Genomic DNA, 19,491 nt, shown 5'->3' with positions numbered 1-19,491 from the left:
TATCCGATTAATGGCCGTCAAATTCACAAATACTGTATACGTCGAGGCCTAAACCTTCTAGACGCTTGTCGCCACCAATCTCTGGAAGATTGATAACGAATGCAGCATGTTCTACAACGCCACCCAACTGACGAATCAGTTTAGTGGTAGCTTCAATCGTTCCACCAGTCGCAAGCAGATCATCAACAACTAACACTTTATCACCTTCTGCAATCGCGTCAGTGTGAATTTCCAGTGTGTCAGTGCCGTACTCAAGCTCATAAGATTGTGCAACCGTCTCACGTGGCAATTTACCCGGCTTACGAACAGGCACAAAGCCTAGCCCTAGCTCAAGTGCAAGAGGAGCGCCAAAAAGAAAACCGCGCGCTTCTGTACCAACAATCTTGGTAAAGCCCATGTCCTTGTACTTTTCAACTAATAGTTGGATCGTCGCTTGGTAAGCAGGAGCGTCTTCCATCAAGCTAGTCACGTCACGAAATAGAATGCCTGGCTTTGGGTAATCTGGAATACTTTTGATGCTAGATTTGATCAGTGAGATTGTTTCAGTTGTCATAACTCATTTCTTAGATTGGCTAAGCTTGTACTTTATTGTGTCATTATGTGGCAAGCGCTAGCGGGGTTCTCAGCACAATTGGGTCATTAACAGCTGACTTAAATTATCTGTGCCTACAATAACAAACGCCCACTCGAAGAGCGGGCACACTTCCCTGCAATCTTAGTGATTTTCTTGCTTGTCAGCAAGGCGCTCAATCACAGGCAAACGAATAAACCAAGTCAATAAGATGATCAGCATGACCACCAGCATAATCTTTAACCAAAAGTGAGGAACAATCCAAATAGAAAAAGTAAAGCTCGCGACCATACAGATAGCACCACGTGTTTTTACTTTGCTGGTTACAGCACCATGCTGATGCCAATTGTCTAGAATAGGTCCGAACGTTTTGTGTTCATGCAACCAACGATGAAAAGTTGGACTACTGCGCATAAAACAAGCGCTAGCAAGAAGAATAAAAGGAGTCGTTGGAAGAAGAGGGAGGAATATGCCCAGAAAGCCTAGGCACAAACTTAAGCCACCAACAATATTTAAGCCAAATCTTTGAATACTGATGGTAAGCTCCGAGAAATCAGTTAGAAGCCCGCGTATCCGTTTACTACACGAATCCAAGTTAACGTGGCTGGTAGTGTTGGAATCAATAGAGCTGCAATAAAACCTAGAAAGTAGAAAATATTATAAGGTTCTTTGAAATCTTTGTCTGCCATGGGATTACTTCTCTAATGTAAGTGACGATTTTTCAAACCACGAGTTAAACTTTCGTTAAAACATTGGGTCATTTTTGTTTTGGCGGACTATACCTTAATCTCTTGCTCATAAACACCGAGCAAAAGAAGGGTTATTTCGATATTGAGCTCAATAACGAGGCAGCGCTTATGCACTGCCTCCGCGGAAAATGTCCAAGCTGAAACTACTTGACCCAAGACAGCTCAAAGTTAGCTGGCAAGCAGACTGTATTGGCAAATCGGTGGTAATAAAGTTCTTCGCGCAACTATCCCCTAGCCTCACACCCGCCGGGATGTGCTGAGAAAAATAGCCATTAGACCATTGGGCATCCAGCCCTGCCGGCAAAATAGACAAAGTACCTTCAGAGACATCAGCAATACCAAACATGGCATGTACTGGGCTAGCACAGTCTGAACAGGCTAAACCTTTCTCCAGCAAATCTGCAATGTCTTTGAGATCCGCGTTAAAACATTTAAGGTTACGTAAATAGTCATGGAATAGAGCGCGGACTAGTAAAGTAGTTGCCGCACCATGCTGGCCTTCACTTGCTGAATCAACAAGATAAAACGCAAACTGACCATTCATTAGCCACGCATAATCGAACACCAAAGGCATAACATCTGTTGACTGCAACAAGCGGTAGCTGCACTTCCAATCCCCCTGAGAGGTATCCTTATCTGGAAGTAATGCGTGAAGTAAATCTTTCGCAGCCATGGGATTATCTTCGAGATATTCTAGGTGCCAATGTAATTCCTGCTCTTCAGGCATATCGCCACTGTCTACACGAAACCATTGACTGGCGAAATCACGCTGGTCACACAGATGGTTGTCTGAATCATCAAGTGTATTTTCGATCGCACTCGCAAGGTGCTCATGATTAGAAATTGGTTTTGGTAGGAAATCTTTAATACCAAAGCGAAGTGCTTTAGCAACATCAGACATTTCATCTGTTGCTGACACCACAATTAAAGGAAGAGATGGGTACTCTAAACTCACCTCTTCAACAAATTCGATACCGTCTAAAACAGGCATAGACAGATCACAAAGGATGAGATCTGGCTCAGCGCTTCTTAACTTTTTCAGACCTTCTAAACCATTTTCAGCTTCGACAACCTGATAACCTTGAGCCTTAAGGAATCCACAAGTGATCTTACGGAAGACAGGATCATCATCGACTAGCATGATCAATTTTTGGCTGGCAGCCAGCTGAGTTGAGGGCGTTGTCGCCACTTCATATGTTTTATGCATAAACCTTCGCCTCACGCAACTAAAAACGTACAACTGCTGTTATTATTGTTTTTGTAAATTGTTTCAAACACTCATTTAAAAGTAGTCGCGAAAGTGTATTTATACAAATCTTCCACTTTGCGCCCTTGTTGCATACTATATGTATGCAATGTCAAAGATCGTAAAACTTGTTGATGTGACTCAACCTTTGACATCTGTTATAGATATAAATTACCCAAATTCGTAAAAAAATGTGTCGGACGTAATGAAATTAGATGATCTCAACCTTTTTAGGCTAGTCGTTGAAAATGGGAGTTATACTGCGACATCTCGCAAGACAATGATTCCCGTTGCAACAATCACACGACGCATACAAGCGTTAGAAGAGGCACTTAACCTTAGGTTATTAAACCGCCATGCACGTAAACTTTCCCTTACGGAAGCCGGTGAACGTTTCTACAACGAATGCTCTCCCCTACTTAACCGATTAACCTCTGCAGCCGAAGAGATCACTGACGAATGCCGAGGCGCTGCAGGCAAAATCCGCATTTCCGCTCCCTCAAACCTCACTAAGCGTAGAATGATGCCTATGCTGAATGAGTTTATGAAACACTACCCTGACATCAACATTGAACTAACGACTAGCAATCATGCTGATCAACTTGATCCGACAGAGTGGGATGTCATTTTCCGTGTTGGCCCTCAGAGAGACTCAAGCCTGATTGCGCGTAAGATAAGCTCAGTTGAGGACATCTTAGTTGCCAGTCCTGAGTACCTAAAAAACAACCCTACTCCAAAACATGCAGAAGATTTGCACAATCATTCCCTATTAAAAGGCGCACCTCTTCTTAAATGGCAACTAACCAACAGCAACGGTGAAACCGTCGTCAACAATGACAAAGGACGCTTCCAAGCAAGTACTCTGGATGTCGTACGCAGCGCGTGTTCCAACGGATTAGGGATCACCCTTATGCCAGATGCTATGCTTAAAAAGTACATTGAAGATGGCAGTTTAACGCGCGTACTCGAAGACTGGAGTGCAAACCCCCGCGATATCTATATGCTTTACAATCATAAAGATCACCTACCAGAAAAAGTACGCTTACTTATCGACTTTGTTATTGCCTACAATATTCACTAGATGAAAAAAAGAGCTTGGACAAACCAAGCTCTTTTCCTAATCCCTACAGATACTCAACAAACTTACTCAGGTCGCGCTCTGGTACCTTCATCGGTGTGCAAGCTGGTGTACCCAAATAGAGAAAACCGACAATTTCGTCGTCGCCTTCCAGTCCAAATGCTTGATGAACCGCTTGATGGAACATCCACTTGCCTGAACGCCAAAAACCTTGAAAACCTTGAGCAACTGCCGCCATTTGCATCGCCTGAACCGCACAACCCGCAGATAAGTACTGCTCTAATGCCGGTACTTTTTCGTGCTCGGTAACTTTGGCAATCACTGTGATAACCATAGGTGCACGGAATGGCGCATTTTTCAGTTTCTCTATTACCGCTTCTTCGCTGCTCTCTGCTTTGGCGGCTGAAACCAGAATGTCTGACAGCTTGTTCAGCCCTTCTCCCTGGGAAATAACAAAGCGCCAAGGCGTCAGGCCTGCATGATCCGGGGCTCTCAATCCTGCGCGGATTATGTTCTCAAGCACATGACCTTCTGGCGCTGGGCCAGACAGTTTTGCTATTGAACGGCGGTTGAGCAACAAATCTAAAGCATCCATTTGAAATCCTTACTGAGTTTTTATAATTGCTTTGGTTTGATCATAACCTCAGGTTACAAAAAAGGCGAACCTTACGGCTCGCCTGATTGTCATCTAGTCGTGTATTACTCGTAGAACGATTTCTCTAACCCCGCTCGGGTCAACAAACCGTCACATGGAGCGAAACGATCACCATATTTCTGTGCGTTCTCGTTCATCATTTCTACCAGTTTCTTCACGCCAATCTGATCCATGTAGCGGAAAGGGCCGCCAAGGAAAGGAGGGAAGCCAATACCAAAAATAGCACCAATGTCACCGTCTCTAGGGCTACGAATAATGCCTTCGTCCAGACAACGAACCGCTTCGTTCAACATAGGTAGCACACAGCGCATCGCGATGTCTTTCTCTGCCATCTTAGACTCTGGTGATAAGCTCAATAGCTTATACACTGACTTGTCGACTTCCTTCTTCTTACCTTTATAGGTATAGAAACCTTTACCTGTCTTACGCCCTTTACGATTGTCATTCAGCAAGATATCGAACACGTCAGGACCTTGGAAACGTTCACCTAATTCTTCAACCAGAATCGGCATAATCTTAGCACCGATATCGACGCCGACTTCGTCAAGCAAGGTGATAGGGCCTACTGGGAAGCCAAAGTTCAGCAAAGCTTTATCCAGTTGCTCTATCGGCTCACCAGACATCAACACTTGCGCTGCTTCATTCATGTACGGAGCAAGAATACGGTTCACGTAGAAACCAGCGCAATCTTTAACAACAATCGGCGTTTTACCTTGCTTACGTGCAAACTCAACTACAGTCGAGATTGTTTCATCAGACGTTGTTTCATGAGGAATCACCTCAACCAACGGCATTTTTTCTACTGGGCTAAAGTAATGAAGACCTACGATGTTTTCAGGTCGCTGCGCTTTGTCCGCTATCTGATGAATAGGCAGCGAAGAGGTATTAGTAGCAAAAATGGTGGTATCTTTCGCATTCTTTTCCACATCAGCAACCATTTGCTGCTTCAGGTTCAAATCTTCAAATACGGCTTCAACGACAACATCCGCGTGATTGAAACTGGTGAAATCTGTACCACCTGACATTTGAAGCATTTTGGATTGCAGTTGTGCTTTAGAAATAATGCGACGCTTACGCTGCTTATCAAACAACTTGTAGTTGTACTTCAATGCGTTAAGAACACCATCATTAGAGACATCTTTAATACGCACTGGAACTTTCGCTTTCGAGACGCTGACGTGGCTAATTCCAGCACCCATCAGGCCACCACCAAGAACCGCTGCACGTTCAATCGCTTTAGGCTCAGCATCGCTGCCATTCTCTTTCTTCATTTCTGTTGTCGCGAAGAAAATAGAACGAAGTGCTTTCGACTCTGAGGTCATCACTAACTCACCAAAGCGCTGCGCTTCTTTTTGCTGGCCTTTCTCAAACCCTTTCTCTAGGCCGTGGCGAATCACTTCTAGGATTGCCTCTGCCGCTGGGTAATTGCCACGAGTCTTTTCGATGGTCTTCTTAGATGCTTGTTCAAAGATCACTTTACGACCAAGACCGGTATTAGCGATTAGCTTCTCTTTCGTTGAAACCTTGCGTTTAGCTCGCGATTTTCCGGCATGCTTTTCGACAAAGCTCTTCGCTACCTCAAGTAAAATAGTCTCAGGTACCACAGCATCCACGACACCAAGCTTCTTGGCTTTTTTAGCGCGTAACTGCTTACCTGTAAGAATCATATCCAGAGATGGCAACAAACCGATCAGACGTGGCAGTCGCTGCGTACCACCAGAGCCCGGCAGAAGACCAAGTTGCACTTCTGGCAAGCCTAAACGGGTTTTATCTGAATTTGTACAAACACGGTAATCACATGCAAGAGCAAGCTCTAAACCACCTCCTAAGCACGGACCGTGAATGGCAGCAATAACAGGATAAGGTAGGTCAGATAGCTGTTGAAACATCTGCTGGCCTTGCTCAGCTAAAGCTTGAGCTTCTGACGCGCTGTTACATGCATCTAGCATCCTAACATCAGCACCTGCGATGAAGTTATCAGGTTTCAGAGAGTGGACAATCAAACCTTTTACTGAGGATTTTTTCTCCTTCAGTTGAGTAAAGATGTCTTCCATTTCCTGAGCAAACGCTGCCTGCAAGGTGTTCATTTTCTCACCCGGAACATCAATAGACAGCCAGGCGATATCTTGTTCGTCTATTTTTAACTCAAACGCTTTGTGCTCGCTCATTACTCAACCTCCAAAACCATAGCTGCACCCAAACCACCTGCGGCACACGCTGTATTCAGCGCCAGTCCACCACCTCGACGTTTTAGCTCTCTCAACGTCTGAGTAATCATTCGTGCGCCAGTGGCTGCAAATGGGTGACCATAGGCAATCGAACCACCAAGCACATTGAACTTATCCATATCGATTTCACCAATCGCTTTAGAGCGGCCCAGTTGCTCTTGTGCAAACTTATCAGAAGCAAACATCTTCACATTGGATAAGGTTTGAGCAGCGAATGCTTCATGCATGTCAATTAAGGTAAGATCGGACAGTTCGATACCCGCTCTGTCGAGCGCCATCGGCGTTGAGTAAGAAGGCCCCATCAGCATATCGGTTTCAACGCCAATAGCGGAAAATGCGTAAGAGCGGATGTAGCCCATAATTTCAAGGCCCAGCTCTTTCGCTTTACCTTCACGCATCAGCATAATTGCCGCTGCGCCATCTGTAAGTGGAGTACTGTTGGCGGCGGTTACGCTGCCATATTGACGATCAAAAGCAGGGCGTAGTTTCGCGTAACCTTCAAGGGTAGAATCATGGCGAATATTATTATCTTGCGAGAGCCACTTTTTGTACGGCTCAGGGAATGCCGTCATGACTTCCCCTTCTATTTTCCCGTCATTCCAAGCCTGAGCCGCAAGAGTATGCGAGCGATGCGCTAACGCATCCTGCTCTAGGCGGGTAATCGAATGTGATTTCGCCATCTGTTCAGCAGTTTGGCCCATCGACAAGCCTGTTGAGTACTCTGCAACCGCTGGAGGCACTGGCATCAGATCTTTAAACGACAGGCTTTTAAGAATTTTGAGCTTTTGACCCATGGTCTTGGTTTTGCTCAGCGCCAGTAGGTTCGCGGCAAGCTTTTTAGAAACGCCAATAGGTAAAACAGAAGAAGAATCCGCACCGCCCGCGATACCCACATCAATTGTGCCTGACATAATGCTCTCTGCCACGTTCACTGCCGACTGAAAGCTCGTCGCACAAGCGCGCGTCACACTGTAAGCATCGGTATGAATGTTCATTCCCGTTCCCAGTACAATCTCACGTGCGATGTTCGGAGCTTCCGGCATTTGCACAACCTGACCGAATACCACTTGATCAATCAACTTTGGTTCAATCTCGGTGCGAGCCATCATTTCACTCACTACCATTTTACCTAGATCAACCGCTGGAACTTGGCTGAACTCAGTACTTTGGCGTGCAAATGGCGTACGCAAACCAGCGACGACTGCGACGCGCTCTCCGGAACGCGTTTTCACTTCCTGCTTGCCCATTGTTTCTCCTTTAAGAATGAGAGGTCTGACCAGAAACATTGTAATCAGAATGTTAACACAATCAAACAACCGTTTAAATAAACGTGACTTAGGATGGAAAAGCAATTTAAACCAAGAGAATGAACTAAAGCTGAACGCAGCAGTCATTTATAGAACAAATAGCTTGCAGACAAAGACTTAGTCCAGACAATCTGTGAGCAAAAAGCTCTATCATCTATAATTGCTATACAAGAATTAAGTGTGGGCAAAAAAAAACCACACAGAACTGTGTGGTCGGAATATATAAAACAATTAACTTACGCCAATTGAAAATAATCAGTTTCCTGATTAGGAGAAAGTAAAGTCAGCCTTCAAAAGGAAGTGTCATCTTGCTCAACTTGTTAGTCATAAGACCAACTAGATGACAAGGAGTACTATAACCTTTGAAATTCATCGGATTTTGAAATAGATCAAGTTTAGGTGTATTTATCCCCCTAATTCGATTTTATAAAATAATCCTATTCACTTTCACTCTATCAGTAGCTATGAGAACATTCGCTTGCACATAAAGTTGGACATACCCGTTTGATTTAGGTCTCACGCTATAGCCTTTACTTACAGGCGTACAACAAAAACCACAGAGCAAATTTGGAGGCTCATGTGTCAGTCATCAATTTTTTTGGGAAGAAAAAGTCCAGTAGTCCGGTCAACTCGGATATGGACAGACAAAGAAAGTACGAAGCGCTTGTCAGAGCGTATCACAGAGATCTGTACCGCTACGCTTACTGGTTGTGCAAAGATCAGTCTGTGGCAGAGGATTTGGTACAAGAAACTTGCCTAAGGGCATGGAAATCTCTAGATAGCTTACAGGACGAAAAAGCAGCAAAATCTTGGCTCATTACTATTTTGAGACGAGAAAATGCTCGCCGCTTCGAAAGAAAACAGTTTGATCTGGTCGATATTGATGATCATGGTAATGATGCAAAGGTCAGCGATGACCCACACCATCAGTCGGAATGGGTCCAGGCACAGATCATGAAGCTGGAAGATGAATATCGCGAACCACTTTTCTTACAAGTCGTCGGTGGCTTTAGCGGTGAAGAGATTGGTGAGATACTAGGTCTGAATAAGAATACTGTGATGACTCGTCTGTTCAGAGCAAGAAATCAATTGAAAGACATGTTAGATACAGAAAACAGTCACAGAGGGCAGCAAAATGGATGAGTTAGAATTTCGTCGTCGCATCATGTCCGATCCTAAAGACCGGGACAGCGATATCTTAGAAGCAATGAAGTCGAATGATGCCAATGGCAAGTTCGCCGATGATATTCTGGATCTCGACGCTCAGATTGCCAAAGCAATGAATGTAGATGTCCCTGAAGATCTGGCCGACAGAATATTATTCAATCAGACATCAAGCACAGAATCAAACGTAGTTAGACCGAACTTTGCTAAACGTGCCATGGCCATGGCAGCATCGATTGCTTTTGTTTTTGGTTTGCTCGTTGGACAGGTGAATTGGGGGAACATCGTTGTATCTCCAGCACAAGCTAGCCTAGCTGATACAGCCATTAAGCACGTCATCGATGAAAAGCCATTTGTTCAAAATTTAGATGAAAACGTCGCTTCATCACAAATAAACGCCAAGATGATGCCGTTCGATCATCAGCTTGGTGAAAACTTCCCTTACCACGTCTACTACCTAAATCATTGTGGGTTTGGTAAGTCGAATGCACTTCACATGGTCTTCCGTGGTGAAAAAGGTAAAGTTACCTTGTTCTTAACGGGCATCGCTTCAGACAAGACGGTCGACTTCGAGAAAGAAGGTATGGCGGGTGTTGTAGAACCTGTCGGTCAGACCAGTTTAATCTTGGTCGGAGAAGAAGGTGAAGATGTTGCCAAAATCGCCGAAAATCTGATGACTATCATCAAACCGATGAGTTAACCAAATTTTAACATTTTGTGACCTACCTCATGGCTTGAACGAATCGTTTAAGCCATTTTTTTAGCATAAAATTAGAGCTCAAGCTCTAAAAAGAAGAATTTTTCAGCATTTTCTTGCCAGATACACATCATTTCCATAATTTTATCATCCAATTAGGCAATGGTCGGATTTCTATCTTTTATACTTGAGTCTAGTATCAGCCACCACTGAGCTTTTGCTCGAGTATAACGTCCGGTAGAGACGAACAAAAAAGGAAAAAGCAAAAATGAACAAGACGCGTCTGTTTAAAAAATCACTTTTAGCAGTGACCATTGCCACAACTACAATGGCTTCTCAGCAAGCTCTCGCTGCAGGTTTCCAACTTAATGCTCAATCAGCAACAGGCCTTGGCCGAGCATTCGCTGGTGATGCTGTAATTGCTGATAACGCTTCATCAATGGCTCGTAACCCAGCGACAATGGCATTGTTTGATGAAATGTCTCTATCTCTAGGTTTCGTTTCAATTACGTCTCAAATTGAAGTAAAAGATGCTCAATATAGAGTATTCAATGGCACAGGTTACACAACTTCCGCTTCTAACTATGATGATGCAGGCGATACATCAATTGCCCCTAACATTCATCTTATCGTCCCAGTAAATGACAAGTTTGCTTGGGGTGTGAACGCATACACCAACTTTGGCACGAAAACAGAGTTCGATAGCTCATTTGCTGCTTCAGAGTACGGCGGTCTAACAGATGTAAAAAGTATGAACCTCGGCGTTGCTGGTTCTTACCGTTTAAATGAGCAATGGAGTTTTGGCGCCGGCATCGACTTTATTTATGGTGAAGGTAAGCTTCAACGTACAGCTAGTCCGACTCTATCTAGCGTTTTAACTAGCGGAGCATCAACTTCATTTACAGCACTTGATACTAAAGCAGACGGTTGGGCTGTGGGTTTTAATGTCGGTACAGTTTATGAAATGGATGATAAAAACCGTTTCGGATTTTCTTACCGCTATAGCCCTGATTTAGAAGCAGAAGGTGATATTACCAAGCTGGGTACTACTTACACCTCCGATACGCTACATATGCCACTACCAGATATGGCTGAATTTTCAGGTTACCATCGCCTTAATGACAAATACGCTGTGCATTATAGCGTACAGTGGATAAACTGGAGTGAATTCGATAAGTTAGTCGCGGACAAAGCAGGTGATATTAATGACTACAAATGGCAAAATGGTATGCACTATGCTATCGGTGGTACATATTACTTGAACCAAGACTGGACATTGCGTGCTGGTTATATGCATGACACAAGTGCCCAAGATCAAGTGACTTCTATCTCTGTTCCGGACTCAGACCGTAACTGGCTGTCCGCTGGATTTACTTACCACCTAGATGAAAAATCTGACATCGATTTTGGCTTCACTTATCTCATGGGTGAGGATGTTAAAGTCGAAGAAACAACATATAGCCCAACCAACTCTGCCCTACTTCTTTCAGAAGTAACTGGTACAACTCGTGCGGATGCTATCTTGTTAGGCCTACAGTACAGCCGTAGCTTCTAAGTTAGAAAGTTAGCATAATTTATCTCTTGAAAGGGTCAGGAAACTGACCCTTTTCTTTTACAGCAAGTCTTACACTCTACTCAACCCACTGTTTCTACTCTATTTTCAGCTTACACATGTACTCAAAAATACCCCTTTCATAGTACGTATGTACGCTCAACATCGAAAACAAGCCATTAACATTTAGTCAATTAGAAAGGGATATGACCACATTACAATATTTTATGCCAAATATAGAGTTAACACTGTTTTTAATTTTTAAAGTAATAGCTCTAAACTTATGATCGCACGACAAATTATCAATACGTTCAGCGAACATAAAAATGAAAACAAACAAAACTCTCTTATCTCTTGCAGTGGCAGGTAGCCTTCTTTCAGCATCTGCATCAGTAAACGCAGCAGGATTCCAGCTCGCTGAATATTCAGCAACAGGTTTAGGTCGTGCATACGCTGGTGAAGCAGCTATGGCCGACAACGCGAGCGCACAGTGGCGCAACCCAGCAATGCTAACCTATCTCGAAGGTACTCAGATTTCTGTCGGTGCTATCTATGTAAATCCTAATGTTGATGTTAGTGGTAGTGTGGATGGCTCAAAGTCTTTAAGCCCTTTACTTCCTACATCTAATGCATCTTCCGATGATTTCGCGAATGATGCCGTTATTCCTAACTTTTATATCTCTCACAAGTACTCTGAAAAAGTCGCTGTCGGTTTTGCAATGGGTACCAACTACGGCATGGAAACTAATCTAGGCGATGACTTTGCAGCAGCACATTTTGGTAATGAAGCTAGCGTCACAACCATGGAAGCCAACCTGAACGCTGCTTACAAGCTTAATGAGCAGTTCAGTTTTGGTGGTGGTATCCGCTACGTAATAGGTGAAGGCAGCTTTGGCGCAAAAACACCGCAATACAATGTATTGTCACAGCCGCAAGGCACTACTCTAAAGTACATGGAAGGTGATGATACCGCTTGGGGTTGGCAAGTCGGTACAGCTTGGCAAATTAATGAAGAGCATAGAGTTGGTTTTACTTACAAATCTGAAATTGATCTTAAACTTGAGGGCTACGCAACGGGTATTGGTTTTGACTCAGCCCTTAGGGACGGGAACCGTGACAACGGCTCTATGGATCTCGCCTTACCTGCAACTGCAGAAATAGCAAGCTTCCATCAGCTAACGGAAAAACTGGCGATCCATGCTAGCTTAAACTGGACAGATTGGAGCAGCTTCGAGAAACTTGAAGCACAGCTTGATACCTATGGCACTAAAATGGTTAAGGTTGAAAATTGGGAAGACAATTACCGCTTTGCTATCGGTGCTACCTATCAGGTTGACCAAAAACTAACTCTACGCACAGGCGCGGCATACGACACGTCAGCAGTTAGTGATAAAAACCGTACAATTACCATTCCAGAAACCGATCGTACATGGCTGAGCCTTGGTGCAAGCTACGAGTTTACTAAACAGTTCACATTGGATGGCGGATTAACCTACATCCTTGCGAAAGATGCACCAATCACCGAATCACGTGGATACGCATCGGATGATGAAGCACAAAATGTTGCAGGCCAATTCGTCGGCGAGACTAAAGGCAACATCTGGCTAATCGGTGTTCAAGCTAATTACAAATTCTAAATAAATTATCCCGCAAAGAAAAAAGGCTTGGTCATAACCAAGCCTTTTTAATTAGAAATCTTCATCCAGATATTCATCTAGGTAAGCTTCTTCATCTGCATCGTAATCGTCCTTAGGCTCGATTTCTGCTTTAAAGTCTTGCCTTTGAAGAAATGCATCGCGTGTAAGCGCATAAGGATCGGGAGAGTTCTCCAACATCGCTTCTTGAGATACTAATGCAGCGCGTGTTTCCATACCTTCGAGCGCCCATTTACCTAGCCCAGCCCAGAAATTGAGTAATGACAGTGGGACATATAAGCCATCAACAATGTCTGTAGATTCGCGCACAGTCCAAGGACCATAGCCTGGTACCATCACATATGGCCCATTACCTACCCCATAATGGCCAACGGCGTCACTGAAAGCTTTCTCATTATGGTCGGTGATCCCCGCTTCAGACGCGATATCAATGATGCCTAAAAGCCCAAAGGTACTGTTAATCCAAAAGCGATTGAAATGATCGAGTGCTTTCTCACCATTCCCCATTAAGATGTTGTTCACCATACTTGCTGGCTCATCTAAGTTGCCAAGGAAGTTGGATACGCCATGACGCAGAGGATCAGGCACGTAGTTAACGTATGCCAACGAAACCGGACGAACGAAGTAAGGGTCTAAATAGTCATAGTTAATTGTCCACATCGTGCGGTTAAACCCCTCAAATGGGTCATTGACCTCAGATTCGGCTGACGTTGAGTGTTCACTTTCCTGAGGTGAGCCCGCGCAGCCAAATAGAAAAATTGACGTACAAGCAATCACCCATATCTGAGACTTAAAGCTCTTCATTATTATAATTTCCATAAAAAAGGCCGGTGTAGTCACCGGCCTTCGTACATTCATAAGGGGTATCTATTGATACTGCTTATCAATTATAACTTCAACAGGTTCGCCCATTTTAACGGCTTCGCTCTCTCCAAACCAGTCCCCTTGTTTGGTTGCCACATTTCCATCGCTATCTAGACGCACTCTTACCATCAAAGATTCAAGTGAAGACAGTTTACGGTCTTGCAACATGCTGTTTCCATCATCCAAAACAACGGTTCTTGGGAAAGAGCCCATCGGGTACCTGGCAGCAGCTACTGGCATCGGAGAACCATCGGCAGTGTGAACTGAAACGATCAGCGCTGAATTGGGATCAGCCTGAACCTCAGCGCTCAACGCGATAGAGACAGAAACAGATTTACCGCTCGAAACGTGATCACCCATTTGTTTCTGAGCATTTTCAATGCTGCGAGAGAGCATCTCATAACGACTGTCCTGCGGACCGATCATCTGCTGCATAACACTCCAGTAGCGAACTGCTGCTGGGTAGTCTTTGCGTTCATATGCATCGAAAGCTAACAATGAGAATACGCGTAAATCAACGTAATCGCTCTGAACCAGCTGACCAAGAATCTTACGTGCTTTGTCTTGATCGATATCATCCTGAGACAACATCAAAGCTTGCGCATAACCCAATTTGACATCTGCGTTGTCTGGTTCAAGTCTGTACGCTTTTTTCATTGACCCAATTGCCGTTTCCACATCCCTATTGGCTAGTGCAATACGACCAAGGAGCAACCAGCCTGTAGAATCATCAGGTTGGTAGTGCAGACGGGTACGAAGTGCCAGAGTCAGATCCTGCATTTCGTCGTCGCTCAATGCCGTACCTTCTGGTGCCATAAGCTTTTTAGACAAAGCAGGAAGATTTGCACTCACTTGCTGCCATTCCACAACTTCATCCGAAGCACCGAATTTCATGTACATGGTGTAAGACAACACTACAACCAAAAGAACCGATGGAATAAGCACTGCCATTGGTGAGATGCCGTTTTCACGCTCGACTTTCTGATCTTCCGGGATATCGTCTAATAGCGATTGTTTCAAATCGTCGATCAGATCTTGTTGGTTTTCAACTAACCCTTCTTCGGCTTCTTCTTCGAGCTCCGATAAACGGTCTTTGTAAAACGCCTTGTTTAACTCATCACGCAATGCTTCATCATTATTCGCTTTTTTTCTAATGATCGGCAAAGCAATCAGCAGTGAGCTCAGTACCACAAGAATGACTGAAGCTACCCAAAATAGTGTCATTACTGCTTATCTCCATCATTCTTATTATCCAGCAGCTCTTTCAAGCGCGCTTCTTTCTCTTTATCCCAAGATTCTGCCTGTTCAGGTTGCACCTTACGTGCTCGAGCTCTTAGGACAATAAAGCCAAAGCCAAATACCACGACAAAAATCGGCCCTAGCCATAAAATTGATGTCGCCATTGTGAATGGTGGATTGTAGGTAACAAAATTGCCGTAACGAGCAATCATATAATCAACGATTTCCTGTTTTGACTTACCTTCTTTGGTCATTTCATACACTTTTTGACGTAAGTCGACAGCCAACTCTGCGTTGGAATCCGCGATAGTATTGTTTTGACACTTAGGACAACGAAGGGTGTTCCCGAGTTCTTTGAACTGCTGCTCTTGTTCCAAGTCATCAAACTCATAGATTTGGATTGTGGCATGTGCTGCCAAAGACAAAGTCATCGCAGCAAACAGAGCCAATATCATCTTTTTCATTGTCCAGCCTCCGCCAGAACTTGCTCATACATCGGCTTCAGTGTTTCGTTCCAGTTACGGTCATTCACATCACCGACATGGCGATAACGAATTTTGCCTTGCGCATCAATAAGGAATGTTTCTGGAGCACCATATACGCCCAAATCTAAACCAAGCATTCCGTTACCATCGAATAAGCTGATCAGGTATGGATTACCAAGTTCATTCAGCCACTGAACGGCTTTATCACGTTCATCTTTGTAGTTCATGCCAATGATCTTAACACCTTGCGACGCTAACTCATTCAGGTACTGGTGCTCTGCATAACAAGTTGGACACCAAGTCGCCCATACGTTTAGCAGTAGTGGCTCACCTTTAAAGATGGACTGATCGTAAAGCTTGCCTGGCTCGGCGAGATCTTCAAGACGAAACTCAGGAACCGATTTGCCGACAAGTACCGACTCTAGCTTGGTAGGATCATCGCCATGTGAGTTTTTAACAAGTTGGGTGGCGAAAACTGCCACCAACCCCAAAAACGCCAACAGTGGGATGAATAGTAATTTCTTATTCATTATGCCTCCTGCGTTTTTGCACTTTTTCTGAAACGATAACGCTTGTCACTGATTGCAATAGCACCGCCTAGAGCCATTAGCAATGAACCAGCCCAGATCCAGCGAACAAACGGTTTGTAATAGATACGTACTGCCCAAGACTTGTTATCGTCTAGACGTTCGCCCATCGCGATATACAAATCACGAGTCACACCACGATCAATCGCAGCTTCTGTCATCATCGAGCGTGCAGTGCGATAGAAGCGTTTTTCTGCATGAAGTGTATTGATGTACTTGCCGTTATGAGTGATTTCAAAGTCTGCAATATAACCATCATAGTTAGGGCCATCTTTGTCACGAAGTCCTTCAAAGTAGAAGTCATAGCCTTGAATGTTGTAATGCTGACCAGGAGCCAAACGTACATCTCGCTCGATACTGTAGTTCTGAACCATCGCAATACCAATGATGCTTACAGCAAGCCCAATATGCCCCATCATCATAGCCCAGTGGCTACGTTGAAGTTTCTTGATACCAACAGAAAAACTGTGACGGTGAGTCGCACGCTCATGCAACTCAAAACCGTGCATGAAGATAATCCACAACGCCATCACCCAGCCTAAATAAGCCATAAACTGGAAGAAATCGGCAAACAAGTAAACAAACACACCTGCAAGTACAAGTGACGCTACACCGGAAACCAGCATAGGCTTGATCAAGCTTGATAAGCTATCTCGTTTCCAACGAATCAGCGGACCGATACCTAGCAAGAAAGAGAAAGGAATCATCAGCCACGCAAACAACATATTGAAGAATGGTGCACCGATAGACACTGAGCCCAAGCCAATCTGTTTATGAACTAGCGGTAACAATGTGCCGACCAAAACCACCACCAAAGCAGCAATCAACAAGACATTGTTTGATAGCAGGGCATTCTCACGTGAAACTAAGCTAAAGTTACCTCGGACACGAACGGTTGCCCCTTTCAGAGCGAACAGCAGTAACGAACCACCAATAACAAACACTAGGAAACCGAGAATAAACATGCCGCGTGATGGATCAGATGCAAACGCGTGAACTGAAACCAAAATACCCGAACGTACTAGGAAAGTACCTAATAAACTCAGCGAGAACGCGGAGATTGCCAAAAGCACAGTCCAAGCTTTAAAGGTGCCGCGTTTTTCAGTTACAGCTAATGAGTGCATTAACGCTGTACCCGCAAGCCAAGGCATAAAGGAGGCGTTTTCTACTGGATCCCAGAACCACCAGCCACCCCAGCCGAGTTCGTAGTACGCCCACCAAGAACCTAGTGCAATACCTAGAGTCAGGAATAGCCAAGCCGCTGTCGTCCAAGGTCGAGACCAACGAGCCCAAGCCGTATCAAGTCGACCTGTCATCAATGACGCAATAGCAAAAGAGAACGCAACTGAGAAGCCTACGTAACCCATGTAAAGCATTGGTGGGTGAATAATCAAACCTGGGTCTTGAAGCAGTGGGTTTAAGTCACGACCATCGACAGGAAAGAATGGCAAGGTACGTAGGAACGGGTTAGATGTAACGATGATGAACAGTAAGAATCCAACCGTAATCATGCCCATTACAGCAAGAACACGAGCAACCGACTCTTGTGGCATGCCACGACTAAATGTCGCAACGGCAACTGTCCAAGCGGCTTGAATCAAAACCCAAAGAAGCAAAGAGCCTTCATGTGCTCCCCAAACCGCTGTCAGGCGATAGTACCAAGGTAACTGACTGTTTGAGTTGGTAGCAACATAGTTGAGCGTGAAGTCATTGGTGTAGAACGCCCAAAGCAGCACACAGAAAGATAAAAGAAGTAGCAGGAACATGCCCCAAGACAGAGGTCTTGCGGTGTTCATCAGCATAGTATTATTTCGAGACGCACCGACTAACGGCAGTATGCTCAACAGCACTGCCATTGCCAGTGAAACGATCATTGCAAAATGACCAATTTCAGCAATCATTGACCGCTTCCTTGTTTTTGTTGTTCTGTATACTCAAGCGGTTGGTGATTTTTCTTCATCGCTTCCGCTATCTCTGGCGGCATGTATTCTTCATCATGCTTTGCTAACACTTCAAAAGCTTCAACGGTCGTCGCATCTTTCAACACACCCTGAGCAACAATGCCCTGCCCTTCACGGAACAGATCTGGAAGAATACCGTCATAGACGATGGTGACCTTAGGGCCGACATCATGCAAATCGAAAGAAACACGCAGTGATTCAGGGTCTCGTCGAACCGAACCTTCAACCACCATACCGCCAATTCGTAGACGTTGGCCGACTTCAGGTTTGGTGCCATCAGGTTTACCGTCAACCAACTCTGTTGGTGTATAGAACAAATCCATATTCTGATTTAGTGCGTAAAGCATTAAACCAACGGTAGCGCTAATACCAATGAAAATTGCTAAGACAATGCCCAGCCTTTTCTTTCGCCTAGGGTTCATAATGTGTTCTCCAAATTTTTAGCCGCATCAATACGCGCTTGCCTGTCTACCTTCGACTGCACTTCATTCAACAGGTTTTTACCACGGCGGATACTGACCAGAAGCAGAACAAACATCGAAAAGAATGTGATACCAAAAGCGCTCCAAACATAGCCGGCATAACCGCCCATCGCGAAAAAATCGCTCAAAGATTCAAAATGCATCGTTTAGTTACCTCGCTGAGATTTAGCCTGAGCTAAAGCAATCACCCACGGGCGGTGACTCTCTTTGCTAATAATCTCATTGCGTAGACGAATCATCGTCACTACACCAAAGAAAAATGCAAAACCGAAAATGTTCAGCAATAGAGGCCAAAGCATATCGCTAGAGATGGAAGGTTTTGCAAATTTAGTGATAGTCGCTCCCTGATGTAGGGTATTCCACCACTCTACTGAGAAATGAATAATCGGTAAGTTCACAACACCAACAATCGCCAGAATACCTGCCGCTTTGGCTGCTGTTTTCTGATCATCAAACGCGTGATAAAGCGCGATGACACCGAGGTAAAGGAACAAGAGGATCAGTTCAGAGGTTAAACGTGCATCCCATACCCACCATGCACCCCACATCGGCTTACCCCATACAGCCCCTGTAAGCAGAGCAATGAAGGTATAAACCGCACCGATTGGAGCCATTGCAGAGGCGGCCATGTCTGACAGCTTGACCTGCCAGACTAAGCCAATAAACGCAGCAATCGCCATAGACATGTAAACACCCATAGACCAAATCGCAGAAGGGACATGGATATAAATAATCCGGAAGCTATCACCTTGTTGATAGTCAGAAGGGGCGAAGGCCAGTCCCCATACCGTTCCTACCGATAAACACAGTAGGGCTAATATGGAAAACCAGGGCAATAGCTTACCACACAGCTGATAAGCGGTTTCGGGCTTGGCATAAGGATGGAGCCATTTCCACATCGTCGTTCTCACTCTTACTTCAGTGTTGTCTTATTTACGTCTCTTGGACTTTTTTTTGACAATTATTAGTTT

At 44.5% G+C, this 19,491-nt stretch carries 20 protein-coding genes; 5 read left to right on the top strand and 15 right to left on the bottom strand.

What is annotated here, in order from left to right; all coding sequences use genetic code 11:
- Positions 1 to 7: 7 nt before the first annotated feature.
- The 4 genes from apt to FIU99_RS04640 form a co-directional block, all read right to left on the bottom strand.
- Positions 8 to 553, bottom strand: coding sequence for an adenine phosphoribosyltransferase (gene apt / locus FIU99_RS04655; RefSeq protein WP_006959393.1), 546 nt, complete (start codon positions 551 to 553; stop codon positions 8 to 10).
- 162 nt (positions 554 to 715) lie between these two features.
- A complete protein-coding gene (locus FIU99_RS04650; protein ID WP_050778619.1) occupies positions 716 to 1,081 on the bottom strand; it encodes a YbaN family protein in 366 nt (121 codons plus the stop codon).
- A gap of 47 nt (positions 1,082 to 1,128) precedes the next feature.
- Positions 1,129 to 1,260, bottom strand: coding sequence for a hypothetical protein (locus FIU99_RS27685; protein WP_006959397.1), 132 nt, complete (start codon positions 1,258 to 1,260; stop codon positions 1,129 to 1,131).
- A gap of 166 nt (positions 1,261 to 1,426) precedes the next feature.
- A complete protein-coding gene (locus FIU99_RS04640; RefSeq protein ID WP_006959399.1) occupies positions 1,427 to 2,527 on the bottom strand; it encodes a response regulator in 1,101 nt (366 codons plus the stop codon).
- 244 nt (positions 2,528 to 2,771) lie between these two features.
- On the opposite strand from FIU99_RS04640, the gene FIU99_RS04635 reads away from it, so the two are divergent.
- Positions 2,772 to 3,647 carry a LysR family transcriptional regulator gene (locus FIU99_RS04635; RefSeq protein ID WP_019277863.1) on the top strand — a complete coding sequence of 292 codons (876 nt, stop codon included), beginning with the start codon at positions 2,772 to 2,774 and terminating at the stop codon, positions 3,645 to 3,647.
- Between the two features lie 43 nt (positions 3,648 to 3,690).
- Here the strand turns inward: FIU99_RS04635 and FIU99_RS04630 are convergent, their stop codons facing one another.
- The 3 genes from FIU99_RS04630 to fadI all read right to left on the bottom strand — a co-directional run bounded on the left by FIU99_RS04630 (position 3,691) and on the right by fadI (position 7,774).
- The gene (locus tag FIU99_RS04630) at positions 3,691 to 4,239 is read right to left on the bottom strand and encodes an NAD(P)H nitroreductase (RefSeq protein WP_006959402.1); all 549 of its coding nucleotides are present in this window, start codon (positions 4,237 to 4,239) and stop codon (positions 3,691 to 3,693) included.
- Between the two features lie 104 nt (positions 4,240 to 4,343).
- Positions 4,344 to 6,467 (bottom strand): fatty acid oxidation complex subunit alpha FadJ, encoded by a 2,124-nt coding sequence (gene fadJ, locus FIU99_RS04625; RefSeq protein WP_006959404.1) that lies wholly within the window; start codon positions 6,465 to 6,467, stop codon positions 4,344 to 4,346.
- Complete coding sequence (gene fadI / locus FIU99_RS04620) at positions 6,467 to 7,774, bottom strand: acetyl-CoA C-acyltransferase FadI (protein WP_006959406.1); 1,308 nt, start codon at positions 7,772 to 7,774, stop codon at positions 6,467 to 6,469. The genes fadJ and fadI overlap by 1 nt, the downstream gene beginning before the upstream one ends.
- A gap of 627 nt (positions 7,775 to 8,401) precedes the next feature.
- Here fadI and FIU99_RS04615 point away from each other — a divergent pair.
- The 4 genes from FIU99_RS04615 to FIU99_RS04600 all read left to right on the top strand — a co-directional run bounded on the left by FIU99_RS04615 (position 8,402) and on the right by FIU99_RS04600 (position 12,884).
- Positions 8,402 to 8,977, top strand: coding sequence for a sigma-70 family RNA polymerase sigma factor (locus FIU99_RS04615; RefSeq protein ID WP_029236321.1), 576 nt, complete (start codon positions 8,402 to 8,404; stop codon positions 8,975 to 8,977).
- The gene (locus FIU99_RS04610; protein WP_006959410.1) at positions 8,970 to 9,698 is read left to right on the top strand and encodes a DUF3379 domain-containing protein; all 729 of its coding nucleotides are present in this window, start codon (positions 8,970 to 8,972) and stop codon (positions 9,696 to 9,698) included. The genes FIU99_RS04615 and FIU99_RS04610 overlap by 8 nt, the downstream gene beginning before the upstream one ends.
- Positions 9,699 to 9,963: 265 nt before the next feature.
- Positions 9,964 to 11,250: an outer membrane protein transport protein gene (locus FIU99_RS04605; protein ID WP_006959412.1), complete on the top strand. Its 1,287-nt coding sequence runs from the start codon at positions 9,964 to 9,966 to the stop codon at positions 11,248 to 11,250.
- 323 nt (positions 11,251 to 11,573) lie between these two features.
- The gene (locus tag FIU99_RS04600; protein ID WP_006959414.1) at positions 11,574 to 12,884 is read left to right on the top strand and encodes an outer membrane protein transport protein; all 1,311 of its coding nucleotides are present in this window, start codon (positions 11,574 to 11,576) and stop codon (positions 12,882 to 12,884) included.
- Positions 12,885 to 12,935: 51 nt separating this feature from the next.
- Here the strand turns inward: FIU99_RS04600 and FIU99_RS04595 are convergent, their stop codons facing one another.
- The 8 genes from FIU99_RS04595 to FIU99_RS04560 all read right to left on the bottom strand — a co-directional run bounded on the left by FIU99_RS04595 (position 12,936) and on the right by FIU99_RS04560 (position 19,419).
- Positions 12,936 to 13,706: a VacJ family lipoprotein gene (locus FIU99_RS04595; protein WP_006959417.1), complete on the bottom strand. Its 771-nt coding sequence runs from the start codon at positions 13,704 to 13,706 to the stop codon at positions 12,936 to 12,938.
- Positions 13,707 to 13,769: 63 nt separating this feature from the next.
- Positions 13,770 to 14,990: a c-type cytochrome biogenesis protein CcmI gene (gene ccmI, locus FIU99_RS04590; RefSeq protein WP_006959420.1), complete on the bottom strand. Its 1,221-nt coding sequence runs from the start codon at positions 14,988 to 14,990 to the stop codon at positions 13,770 to 13,772.
- A complete protein-coding gene (locus FIU99_RS04585; RefSeq protein ID WP_006959423.1) occupies positions 14,990 to 15,469 on the bottom strand; it encodes a cytochrome c-type biogenesis protein in 480 nt (159 codons plus the stop codon). The genes ccmI and FIU99_RS04585 overlap by 1 nt, the downstream gene beginning before the upstream one ends.
- Positions 15,466 to 16,020 (bottom strand): DsbE family thiol:disulfide interchange protein, encoded by a 555-nt coding sequence (locus tag FIU99_RS04580; protein WP_006959426.1) that lies wholly within the window; start codon positions 16,018 to 16,020, stop codon positions 15,466 to 15,468. Before FIU99_RS04580 ends, FIU99_RS04585 begins: the two co-directional genes overlap by 4 nt.
- Positions 16,020 to 17,978, bottom strand: coding sequence for a heme lyase CcmF/NrfE family subunit (locus tag FIU99_RS04575; RefSeq protein WP_006959428.1), 1,959 nt, complete (start codon positions 17,976 to 17,978; stop codon positions 16,020 to 16,022). The genes FIU99_RS04580 and FIU99_RS04575 overlap by 1 nt, the downstream gene beginning before the upstream one ends.
- Positions 17,975 to 18,460, bottom strand: coding sequence for a cytochrome c maturation protein CcmE (gene ccmE, locus FIU99_RS04570; RefSeq protein WP_006959430.1), 486 nt, complete (start codon positions 18,458 to 18,460; stop codon positions 17,975 to 17,977). Before ccmE ends, FIU99_RS04575 begins: the two co-directional genes overlap by 4 nt.
- Positions 18,457 to 18,663: a heme exporter protein CcmD gene (gene ccmD / locus FIU99_RS04565; protein WP_006959431.1), complete on the bottom strand. Its 207-nt coding sequence runs from the start codon at positions 18,661 to 18,663 to the stop codon at positions 18,457 to 18,459. Before ccmD ends, ccmE begins: the two co-directional genes overlap by 4 nt.
- Before the next feature lie 3 nt (positions 18,664 to 18,666).
- A complete protein-coding gene (locus FIU99_RS04560; protein ID WP_006959432.1) occupies positions 18,667 to 19,419 on the bottom strand; it encodes a heme ABC transporter permease in 753 nt (250 codons plus the stop codon).
- Between the last annotated feature and the right edge of the window lie 72 nt (positions 19,420 to 19,491).

This window comes from Vibrio sp. THAF64, assembly GCF_009363455.1.
Classification (GTDB): Bacteria; Pseudomonadota; Gammaproteobacteria; order Enterobacterales; family Vibrionaceae; genus Vibrio; species Vibrio coralliilyticus.
This window is presented reverse-complemented; position numbering and strand designations above follow the sequence as displayed.